Raw genomic sequence first — 10,443 nt, forward strand, 5'->3', positions numbered from 1 at the left:
CCCTCCTCCCCAACTTCGGTCGCCCCACCCGGCTCGACTACGCCGACGTGAGTACCCTCCACGGGAACGACCAGCTGCTCCTGACCACCCTCCAGGGAGTGGTCAACCGCCGTAACCCGCGCCTCTACTTCAACTTCAACGAGGAGAACTTCGACGTCCCGTGGCTCGACAGCCTGGGCGCCCGCATCACCCGCCACGACAACGCCCTCGACCTGGTGGCCCGCTACCGCCGTGAGGCCCGCGGCGCCATCCTGCACGACCCCGACGTCCCCGACTCGGTGAACGTCGCCACCACCCTCGCCGGCCTGGAAGGCGCCGTGGCCGCCACGGCCGAGCAGGCCGCCGAGCACGGCTTCAAGACCATCGCCGACCTGCGCGGCAGATTCAAACCCGGCGACGTCCTCGGCACGTACCGGTGGCAGCTCGACAACCTGTTCCCCCGCTGCACCCACGCCCTGCTCAGCGGCCTGCCGCCGACCAGGACCGTGAGCGTGGAGGACGTGCGGTGGCGCGAGGTCGCCCGCGAGACCGAGCGCATCCGCGACACCTCCAACCGCGAGGTGCGCACCTTCGACCTAAGCCGGGAACTGTCCGGCGAGGACGGCGTCTACCTGCGCTTCCAGGACTCGTTCAGCGACGACGGCTGGGGTCCCTCGGTGGGCGCGGTCACGGTCAAGGCCGACGGCAAGGAGATCGTCTCCTTCACGCCCGGCACGGACGCCGAGGAGCCGCACCTGTTCGACGGCGTCAACTCCTCGATCGGCGCCGACAACAACCGGTTCTCCGACGGAGGCGGCTACTTCGTCTACCGTTTCACCGCGCCGGAAGGCACGCAGCAGCTCACCGTCGACGTGGACCTGTGGAACCAGTTCCTGGTGACCGCCACCACCACCGCGCCGACCAGGATCGAGCCCTTCCCCTACTTCCGCGACTACACCGTGGCCATGCGCGCCATGGTCTTCTGGCTGCCGCCCAGCGGCCAGACGGGCGAACTGCTCGACGAGATCCTCGGCAAGGTCGAGCCGACCACGCCGTACGCCGGGTGGTTCTCCAACGACGTGGCCGGCGAATGGGGCGGCGTCGACCGTGCCTCGCAACACGCCGTCGAGGTCATCCCCGCCGACTACTACATGAACGCCACCGTGCACGCCGGCGTGCACGCCAAGGTCTCCGATCGGGTGCCGCCGCGGCCGCGGGCCACCCTGCGCAACCGTGTCTACGTCACGCTCACCGTCGGCGAGGGCGACAACGTCCAGTACTGCCAGCGCAGGATGCGGCAGATCTGGGACGACGACAAGCGCGGCGAAGTGCCCACCAACTGGACCGTCAGCCCCCTGCTGGCCGAGATCGGCCCCGCGATCCTCGCCTACTTCCAGCGCACCGCCACGCCCAACGACCTGCTGATCGCCGGACCGTCGGGCGCCGGCTACACCTACCCCGGGTCGTGGCCGAAGGAGGCGCTGGACGCGTACACGAAGCTGACGGGACAGTTCCTGCGCAGGACCGGCATGGACCTCGTCTACGCCTACAACCACCGCAACGAGGAGGACGACGGCTGGGTGGCCTTCGACGAGCGCATCGTGCGCTCGTACAAGAAGAACACCGGGCTGCGCGGCATCATCCAGTCGTGGGAGACCGGCGACCTGCAGATCGACCCGGCGGGGCTGCCCGTGATCGGCAACTTCATGCCGCAGGGCAAGGCCCAGGAATACCACGACACGCTGGTCAAGCACATCGAGGGATGGGACGGCAGCAAGCCGCTGTTCATCGCCGGCGCCGTCAACGCCTGGAACTGGTCACCGAGCGACCTCGCCGAGCTCGGCACGCTGCTCGGCGACCCCTTCGAGATCGTCCGCGGCGACGTGTTCTTCAAGCTGCTGGGCGACCACCTCGGACGGTGATCACAGGCGGAGCTCGGGTGGGAAGCCGGTCCACCTGAGCTCCGCCGGCAGGTGGGCCATGTCGTTGAAGAAGAGCACGGACGGCGGGCGGCCGGGCGCGTAGCGGATGACGGTCAGGGCGGCGTTGCAGTGGTTGACGCCCAGCCAGCGCCAGTCGGGGGCGTCCATGGCGGCGCGTACGAGCCAGCCGATCAGGAAGTTGTGCGTCACCACCAGCTCGTGGCGGGTCTGCGCGGCCGGCCCCGTGAACAGCTCCACGGCCTCGCGGGCCAGCGCCGGACCGTCGCGGCGCTCGTCCTCGGGGAAGCGGCCGACGAACTCCAGGAAACCGTCGGCGTACTCCTCCGGCAGGTCCTGCCTGACCGGGACGTGCGGGACGTAGTCGCCGGCCGCCCGCGACTCGGCCAGCGGAACGCCGGGGAGTCGCTCGCCGACGAGGCGCGCGGTCTCGGCCGCACGGGGGAGCGGGCCGTGGTGCACGGCGGCGAGCGGCACGTCACCGAGCCGCTCGCCGAGCAGCGTGGCCTGGCGGCGCCCCGCGTCCGTCAGCCCGCCGCCGGGCGTGGCGTCGCCGTGGCGCGTGAGGTACAGGTAACGGGTCATGGTGTTTTCACTCCGCGGGTCGGCTTTGGGGGCGTCTGTGGCATCGTAGGGTGGGTGGCCGCCGATGAGACCCGTGACGGGGTCGCACTGACCAACCTCGACCAGCGGCTGTTCGACGGCGCCGGCGCCACCAAGCGCGACCTGGTCGACTACCTCGACGCCGTGGCCGGCCGCATCGTCCCCGTCCTGCGCGACCGCGCGCTCTCCGTGATGCGCGTCCGCCCGGGGCAGCGGCCGTTCATGCAGAAGAACCTGCCGAAGTACGCGCCCGACTGGGTAAGGTCCGTCACCGCCTGGGCCGAGGCGTCGCAGCGGCAGGTGACGTACGCGCTGTGCGACGACAGGCGTACGCTCCTGTGGTTCGCGAACCAGCGCGGCTACTTCCTCTGAGTACACTAGGCCGCCCGCTAGCACTGTCAAGGCTGCTGTAGCTCGGATGGAGTTGACCGAACCTGAGGGGACGGTGTTCGGGCTGCTCGGCCCACACAGCACCGGCCGTTCACGCCGTCCCACTCTCTTGTAGTCCGTTCGGTCCCTGCAACACGTTGAACCAGCCTGGCCTATCAGGCCTATCATCGCCGCAACAGCAGGCGTAGTAGGCGCCAGGCGCGGGTGCGTCGTGCCTGGTCGGTGGAGAAGAGATAGACGCCGCCGAGGGTGATAAGTACGACGGTGATAGCGAGTCCGACCATGCTGAGCTGAGGCATCATCGGTGGAGGTGTTCCCTTCGGGTGGTGAGCAAGCGCCTCGACGCCCGGGTCATTCATGGGTTGGGTAAGGATCTGGCCGGGCACCGCTTGAGGCGCGACTGCCTCTGTCTGGGTGGTGTCCTGATCACTATGCAGCCTGTCGATAGAGGTTGAGGCGGCCGCGAACGAGCTCTGACGCGCGCTTACGAGAGTTAGCGTCCACGGGAGTGGTGTACGGGTTTGAACCTGTACGTCACCTTGATGCCCGTGAGGGAAGATCGATGTGACATGAGGGCGGCCACTCCGCGATCCTTCACAGCTGTCGAAGGCAAAGAAGGAGAACGAGAAGTGGCCGCTAAAGACATTCTGCCTGCTGAGGGTGAGTGGTTCGACGAGACCCTCGCTACGGCGTCACCCGATGTGCTGCGCGAGATGGTGGTGCGGATGGCGCAGATGATGATGGACGCCGAGGTCGAGCAGCGCTGCGGCGCCCGGCCAGCATATTGACACTCCGCTTCTACGTCAGAACCGAGGGCAGGGCCGACAGCGGTCACAGTGTAGAGGGTCAAGGCCTGATGGAGCATGGGCCGCTTGTCATGGCTGCCGCTCGTAGGGTGGTTTCACCACAAAGCTGCCCATGCCGGGTTCTGTCCTGATCAGCCCGTCCTTGCGCAACGCTCGATGGACCTTTTGGCCGGTCGCGGTGGCGATGCCGTAGATCTGCTGGAGTCTCAGCACGGAAGGCACCTGATCGCCGGGAGCAAGCTCCCCGTGTTCGATCTTGCCTTTGATGTCCTCGTAGACCTGGACCCATCGGGGCACTCCTGGCACCCACTCCAGCTCGTGATCAACCACACAGACACGCTAAGTAAGGGATGCCGTGGCAAGCGAGATGCACCATGCCTGGTGAGCTATAGCATGGTGTACTACAGTGGATGCCATGAACGGCACGGAACGTCGCTTGCACCTGACTTCCGCCTTCGGCCGATGGCAAGACTCCCACGCGCCTCACAGCCGTAGCGTCGGGGCTGCTGTACGTCCCCCTGGCACTGGACGGCAGTCATGACGCGGATCTCATCGGCGGTACTGAAGGACATCGCTGGCCTGCGGATCAAAGGCTTGGGCCCGGGACAGATAGCCCGAGAAATCGGCGTTAACGTCCAGACGATTACCGAGGCCATCGAATATCTGGACCGCCAGGCCTCGCCAAAAGAGCGGAACGAGGCGTATTGGCCCGAGAATCCACCCTCCTCAGATGCTAGCCATTCCAAGCCTGCCACTCGATCCCGCACGGGACGGCCGGGCCTACTCGGGATCTGGGACGAGCGCCTTACTGAGGCAAGAGAGCAACGATTGGTGCGCGCCCAAGCGCATTGGCACGAAGTTCAGCGCCGGATTCCACCTGCGACGCAATCAACCGGGGACGACGTCAAGGCAAGCCTGGAATTTCTCTCCCAATATGACCCAAAGTAGCCGAGGAGTGAGGTCATGAACAGCGAAAATGAGGCTTTGCAGAACCGGCAGCACCGGAACCTGATTGCCATTAGGCAGGCTTATGAGGACGCCGAGGTAGCCCTGAATTCGATGACAGATTTCGAGGAGGCCTATCAGCTAGCCACGCAACTTGCCGATGGTCTGCGAACATTGGCAGATGCGGCGGCGCTGGCTCGCGCCAGGTCAGCTGCTCAGATAAGCGAAGCTGAAGCTCTTTCTCTGGCTGGCCTGGCGACGAAGCTGGGAGTTTCCAAAGCTCGCGCCAGTCAGCTTCTCCGTGCCGCGCGTGGCCGTGAAGAAAAGAAGAGCGCGGACCGATAACTCGACGGAGCGGTAAGTGTGCTCATGTCGAGGCGGGAACATTTGCGCCTTGGAGGGCCTAGTTAAGCAAATGGTCTCGTGACGCCAAGGCCCCCGTATCTTCCTAGTCCAATCGTGGCCATGAGGGAGGGGAACATGCGGGGGCTTTCTCATTGCAGATCCAGAGTCTCGCGACTAGATTTCTGCGATTATTTCGATTGATAGGTCTAGGTAGTTATCTTGCACCGTAGCGATTAGGCGCGATCCGCTCTCACCTTCTGCCTTCATCGGTTGCCGCTCGGCATACAGGGCTTCCCGCCAGACCTCGAAGTCCATTCGCCGCTGTTGGGAGTCTTCTGCATCACAGAAGCCGCTGAGAGCTGCCTTGTCGGGACTGCTGTGTACCGCCCAGGTAATCACTGGCAGGTCTTCATTAGAGATTCTTGCTAGAAGGTCCCTAAGCGCATCTATGGCTCGTTGCTGCAAGTGCAACTGATCCATGTACGCCTTCTTCTTTTCTTGCTGCACTCGTAGTCTTTCCGCTTCCTCTGGCTGTGACACGCTACATTTCCCCCTTCAACCTCTTATTGGGCTTCTTGTCCTTCGGTAAGCGTGATCGGCTCTTGCCCATGTTCGTGGTCGTACATTCCTGCTAGCGCCGGCCGGAATGCGGATAGATGGTCTGGCCATCTTCCGCAGAGCGCCGACCGTGCCGCAGAATCCGTGCGCAGGAGAAAGTGCAAGTGCCTCAGACCATGCATGAGTACATCGACGTATCGAGGTATCGGTGCTTCCGTCGCTTCTACAGGGATCGGCTTCCCTACGGCGTCCGGCAGGGCAGGGCTGATAGGTGCTGCTATCTTCCAGTGATCTCGCACAAACGCGCTGCACTCTATGACGGCGACGTAGGTGAGAACGACAGCAGTGTCTTCTGCTCGCCATGAAGTCGAGTGCAGTAGTTTGACCCCAGCTGAAGCGTTGTTTGTGGACAGAAGATTTGTGACGGCGGTATGAGGATCGCTGTCCTGTCGGACTGCGTCAGAACGCCATGCGTCCTTTCCGCTTATTAGCCATAGTCCGATGTCGTCTGCCGATACGGGCCAGACTTCAACGATTACCTCTGTCCGCTCATTCACCCTAGTTTCCTTTCACTGCGTTTCGTCTTGGGCGTCGGAGTTGTCGGCTTGCTTTGCTGCTAGTCGCGATGCATGGGCGGCCGATATTGCCACTTTCGTCAGGCCCAACGTGATCCGCTCATCTCGCTCATTTCGGGCTCGGGTGTCTTTAGCGGTCTTGACTAGCTGGGCTGCGCGTGCTTTCGATACGCCGATGCGGTCAGCGAGATCAGCCAACGACATCTTCTCTTGCTCAAAAATGCGGGCCGCTGCAAGGGCTCTTTGATTACCAGAAGTTTCAAAAAGCCTTCGCAACGTTTCGACCAGCTCCGTTGCGCCGTTGTAGGCCTGGTTGTGGTCGGTATCCGCATCTATCGCCATAAGTGCTGCATCGAAAGCGCGTTCGAGATCAGCTAGCGCGGACAGTACCGCCTCGCTCACGCCTTCTCTTGCCATATGGGCAGCGTAACCCCCTCGGACAGGGGGCACTAGACACGGCTCGTGTAGCCCCCCCTTGACGTTCGCGTAGGGGGGGCTGTACGGTCTTTCGTGTAGCCCCCCCTACACGGCTGTATGGCCAGGGGGAAACAGTCAGCGTCAGCCGCAGGATCGGATGGAGGTGATCACCGGTGATTGGACTCGACAACGCACACCACACCCGCTTGATCACCGCTATCCGCACCTTGGCCGAACTGCTGGACAACTGCGCGGATGGACTCGTCTCCGGGGTCATCGCCGCCACGGTGCTGCTGCTGGTGATCATCGCTCTGCACGCCATGGCCGATCTGCTGGAGACGTGCCCTGAGGCGCTCGCCCTGCTCATCCGTCCGATTCGCAAGGGAGCTGATCTGCCATGACCTACAAACCCACTGAAGTCGATCGAGACCGACTCATCACCGATCTTCACGGCCTGGCTGATTTCCTGGCCAGTCACCCGGAGTTGCCTGTTCCCAAGTACGGACCGGTGAGTATCAGGGTCCACCCCCGCTACGACACTGACGCCGCCACCGAAGAGGAGGCGATCGCCGAAGTCGAGCGGATCGCCGCCCTGCTGGGCGTGCCGACCAGAGTCGAGTACGGGCAGCACGTCGCCTGCGTGGACTTCGGCACGGTCGCTTACGAGGCCATCTTGGTCACGCGGGCGGCTAGAGACCGTCGCTACGCACAGGACTCCTACCGGGACAGCATTTCCGCTGATCCACCGTCAGAGGCGTGAAGGGGTGGACGTCCCGCTCTTAATCGTCACGCTCGCGCTCATGGCTGCGCTGGTCGTGCTGGCGTTGTTCATGGTCCTGGTCTGCGGCATCCGCGCCGCCGACCGCCACAAGGACCCGTATCAGGGTCCCCGTACCGAGGTCGAGCACATGACGCGGAGCGTGCTCATGTACGCCCGCCGCAAGGACCGTCCCCAACAAGCCGCCCCTGATCCCGACAGAGCGAGAGGAGGTGATCAGCGCTGAACCGTAGATGCCCCTGCCGCGCTGTCCTGGAGCCCGGCACCAGGAGTTGCCGCAAGTGCCGTGCCCGCGCTCGCTGGCGCCGCCGTAAGTCCCGTCACGACGGCATATGACCCCATGTTCGTCACGTCCCATGCCCCACGTACCCGAGCTTGTAGTTAACCGAACTGAGGGTTCGGGTTGTCGCCGCCAAACCGCCCTAGTGTTTGGAACCACTCGGCACAAGAGCGAGAGAAGGGGGACGGCATGAGGACCGTGCCCATCCCTGCGCCCTCCGAATAGAGGAGGTGATACCGCTGCTCAGCGCTTTTGTTTTCGAGCGTGGCTGCCGCTGTGGTGCCGCCGTGAAGCCTGGTCAGACGCAGTGCGGCAAGTGCAGTGCTCGCGCTCGCTGGCGTCGTCGCAAGGCCCATCACGACGGCATATGACCCTACGTCTCATCAGGTCCCGTGCCCCCATGTCGGTAAGGAGGTGATACCCCGTGACTGTCTCGATTCCGCTCGTGGTGCTGCTCGGCGTGGCCGTGCTGGTGGCCGTGCGCTACCTCAAGTTGCGCCTGTGGATGGCGCTGATCTGCGCCGTGTTCGGCTACCTGCTAGCCGCAACCACGCTGGCACCCGAGATCGACCGCGCCCTGAGCGCGCTCATGGACTGGATAACCCCTGGTCCCTGACCTGTCCACCGGCCCGAGAGAGGTGATGCCTCAGTGACCAACCGCCACCCGTACCCTGACCCCACCCTTCAGGAGATCCTTGACCGCAACCGCATCGCACACGACCTGATCGACACCTTCGCCCGATCCACCGCCACCCTCAACGACCTCTGGCAGCACATCACCGCCGCCCTTCAGGACACGCCCGTCCTGGTCGCCGAGATCATGCGCCTGCGCGCACAGCTCAGCAAGAACCGGCTCAGCAGAGCGAACCTGACCGCCGCCATGCGCGCCACCCTGCACGCCGACGCGGACGGGGAATGCAACCCCCTGTCCTACCTGCGTGACGAACTTGCCGACCAGGCAGGCCACGACACCCGCAGCAACCCGGACGGTGCCGCATGACGTGGCCACCGTCCGAGCCCGACGACCAGCGTGCACCTTCGGCATCAACGCCGCTGGGAGGGTTCGCCTGGTCTGACCCACCCGCAGAAAACGATCAGGCTGCGGAGAGTGCCGGCAGCGCTGGCCACCCCGTCGACCAGGGCGCACCAGAGGATGCGTTCCACGATCGAGAGTCGCTTCCCGCCGATCAACCGGCCATCGGGCCGCCGGTTGACCGGCCCGACGACGACGGCGTCACCCCTGACCGGTTGCAGACCGGTCGGGGGCGCGCCCCGATCCTGCCCTCGTGGACGCGCACGCGCGCCGGTCGGCGCGCCATGCTCGCCTGGTGGGTCATGGATGCCGGGTACGCGCTCGGCTACCACACGGTTCGCCTGCCCAAGTACGTGGCCAAGACGGTCGTGTACGCGCCCATCGGATTGGCCTCCAGCATCGCCCGCGTGCTGCGCTGGGCGACCGCTGAGCAGGGCAACCGGGAGCTGCGGCAGGCCGCCGCCGACCGCAACGACCCCGCCACCTGGCTACGGCTGGACAAGCAGCGTGAACGGCAATCGCGCTGGCGCTGGTCGGTGCTGCTGCTGGCCGCCCTGCTGAGCGGGGCGACGGTGGCCGCCGTGCTCGCCCTGGAGGTCCGCATTCCGGATGAGGCATGGTGGGCGCTGCTGGGCGTGTCGGTGCCGCTGCTGGCGCGTGCCGGGCGTCCGGAAGACAAGCCGATCACTGATCGGGTCAGCTCTGGGCCGCGCTACCGCAAGCTCACGGCCGAACTGGTGCGCCGCGCTCTGCTGTCCATCGGTGTCGGGGCGATCAATCAGGCCGTGGCCAAGGATCAGCACGCGATCAGCTTCCCGACCGACATCCACCGCGACGGCCCCGGACATCTCGCGATCGTGGATCTGCCCTACGGCGTGGACGCCGCCGCCGTGGTCGCGCGGCGCGTGAATCTGGCGTCAGCCATGAGGCTGCCACTCGACCAGGTATGGCCAGAGCCCGCTCAGGGCCATCCTGGACGGCTGGCGCTGTGGGTCGGCTACCAACCGGCCAGCAAGATGCAAACGCCGCCCTGGCCTCTGCTGAAGAGCGGCAGCGTGGACGTGTTCACGTCGCTGCCGATCTTCATCACGCCGCGCATGGAGACCGTCAACGCGATGCTGATCTTCCGTAACTGGTTGATCGGCGGACAGCCCGGTTCGGGCAAGACGTTCCTGCTGCGGCTGCTGGTGCTCGCTGCCAGTCTCGACGCCCGCGCCGAGATACGCGGGTATTCGTTCAAGGGCGTCGGCGACTTCGCGGTGGTCGAACCGGTCTGCGCCGAGTACGGCGACGGGCAGGACGACGCCACGATCGCCAAGGCCGCCGCGCTGATCAAATGGCTGTATCACACCGAGTGCCAGCAACGCGCCGCGAAGATCGCCCACTTTCACGCGCTCGGGATGGCTCCGGAGAACAAGGTCACGCCGGAGCTGGCCTCGCGTAAGGGATCGGGGCTGCATCCGCTCGTGGTCTTCCTCAGCGAGGTGCAAGAGCTGTTCCAGCATCCGGAGTACGGCGCCGAAGCCGGGGAGCTGTGCGAGAAAGTGATCAAGCTCGGGCGTGCGCTGGGCATCATTCTGCTGCTGGACACGCAGATCCCGGACAAGGACAGCCTGCCCCCCAAGATCACGCGCAACGTCAATACGCGCGTGTGCATGTCGGTACGCGATCAAGTCGCCAACGACATGATCCTCGGTACCGGGATGTACAAGGCGGGATACCGGGCGACCGTGTTCGAGCCGGGCAACGACACCGATTCCGGTGATGCGGGGTCTGTCTCTTATACACAACTGA

13 protein-coding genes and 1 pseudogene are annotated in these 10,443 nt (G+C 64.8%); 10 read left to right on the top strand and 4 right to left on the bottom strand.

Annotated features, from left to right (window positions below; translation table 11 throughout):
• A partial coding sequence (locus E1267_RS39800) for a GxGYxYP domain-containing protein (RefSeq protein ID WP_132340847.1) occupies positions 1-1,901 on the top strand: 1,901 nt, incomplete at its 5' end.
• Here the strand turns inward: E1267_RS39800 and E1267_RS39805 are convergent.
• Complete coding sequence (locus E1267_RS39805) at positions 1,902-2,504, bottom strand: histidine phosphatase family protein (protein WP_132340849.1); 603 nt, start codon at positions 2,502-2,504, stop codon at positions 1,902-1,904. It abuts the gene before it with no gap.
• Positions 2,505-2,558: 54 nt separating this feature from the next.
• On the opposite strand from E1267_RS39805, the gene ligD reads away from it, so the two are divergent.
• Both ligD and E1267_RS45060 read left to right on the top strand, forming a co-directional pair.
• Positions 2,559-2,894 carry a non-homologous end-joining DNA ligase LigD gene (gene ligD, locus E1267_RS39810; RefSeq protein ID WP_220449900.1) on the top strand — a complete coding sequence of 112 codons (336 nt, stop codon included), beginning with the start codon at positions 2,559-2,561 and terminating at the stop codon, positions 2,892-2,894.
• 662 nt (positions 2,895-3,556) lie between these two features.
• Positions 3,557-3,685, top strand: a pseudogene (locus tag E1267_RS45060) (IS256 family transposase); the annotation flags it as partial.
• Positions 3,686-3,787: 102 nt separating this feature from the next.
• On the opposite strand, the gene E1267_RS39815 reads toward E1267_RS45060, so the two are convergent.
• The gene (locus E1267_RS39815) at positions 3,788-4,048 is read right to left on the bottom strand and encodes a GntR family transcriptional regulator (RefSeq protein WP_246064587.1); all 261 of its coding nucleotides are present in this window, start codon (positions 4,046-4,048) and stop codon (positions 3,788-3,790) included.
• Positions 4,049-4,681: 633 nt separating this feature from the next.
• On the opposite strand from E1267_RS39815, the gene E1267_RS39820 reads away from it, so the two are divergent.
• Entirely contained in the window at positions 4,682-5,008 is a 327-nt protein-coding gene (locus tag E1267_RS39820) for a hypothetical protein (RefSeq protein ID WP_132340851.1), read from the top strand.
• A 174-nt stretch (positions 5,009-5,182) separates the two neighbouring features.
• Here E1267_RS39820 and E1267_RS39825 read toward each other — a convergent pair whose 3' ends face one another.
• Positions 5,183-5,488 carry a hypothetical protein gene (locus E1267_RS39825; RefSeq protein WP_132340853.1) on the bottom strand — a complete coding sequence of 102 codons (306 nt, stop codon included), beginning with the start codon at positions 5,486-5,488 and terminating at the stop codon, positions 5,183-5,185.
• Positions 5,489-6,135: 647 nt separating this feature from the next.
• The gene (locus E1267_RS39830; protein WP_132340855.1) at positions 6,136-6,558 is read right to left on the bottom strand and encodes a hypothetical protein; all 423 of its coding nucleotides are present in this window, start codon (positions 6,556-6,558) and stop codon (positions 6,136-6,138) included.
• A gap of 173 nt (positions 6,559-6,731) precedes the next feature.
• Here E1267_RS39830 and E1267_RS39835 point away from each other — a divergent pair, with 173 nt between their 5' ends.
• The 6 genes from E1267_RS39835 to E1267_RS39860 all read left to right on the top strand — a co-directional run.
• Positions 6,732-6,959, top strand: a complete 228-nt coding sequence (locus tag E1267_RS39835; RefSeq protein WP_132340857.1) for a hypothetical protein — start codon at positions 6,732-6,734, stop codon at positions 6,957-6,959.
• The gene (locus E1267_RS39840; protein WP_132340859.1) at positions 6,956-7,318 is read left to right on the top strand and encodes a hypothetical protein; all 363 of its coding nucleotides are present in this window, start codon (positions 6,956-6,958) and stop codon (positions 7,316-7,318) included. The genes E1267_RS39835 and E1267_RS39840 overlap by 4 nt, the downstream gene beginning before the upstream one ends.
• A gap of 40 nt (positions 7,319-7,358) precedes the next feature.
• Positions 7,359-7,562, top strand: a complete 204-nt coding sequence (locus tag E1267_RS39845; protein WP_132340861.1) for a hypothetical protein — start codon at positions 7,359-7,361, stop codon at positions 7,560-7,562.
• A gap of 478 nt (positions 7,563-8,040) precedes the next feature.
• The gene (locus E1267_RS39850; protein ID WP_132340863.1) at positions 8,041-8,232 is read left to right on the top strand and encodes a hypothetical protein; all 192 of its coding nucleotides are present in this window, start codon (positions 8,041-8,043) and stop codon (positions 8,230-8,232) included.
• Positions 8,233-8,265: 33 nt separating this feature from the next.
• A complete protein-coding gene (locus E1267_RS39855; protein WP_132340865.1) occupies positions 8,266-8,616 on the top strand; it encodes a hypothetical protein in 351 nt (116 codons plus the stop codon).
• On the top strand, positions 8,613-10,443 hold a 1,831-nt coding region (locus E1267_RS39860; RefSeq protein ID WP_132340867.1), incomplete at its 3' end, for a cell division protein FtsK. The genes E1267_RS39855 and E1267_RS39860, both read left to right, overlap by 4 nt.

This window comes from Nonomuraea longispora (genome assembly GCF_004348345.1).
GTDB classification, from domain to species: Bacteria; Actinomycetota; Actinomycetes; order Streptosporangiales; family Streptosporangiaceae; genus Nonomuraea; species Nonomuraea longispora.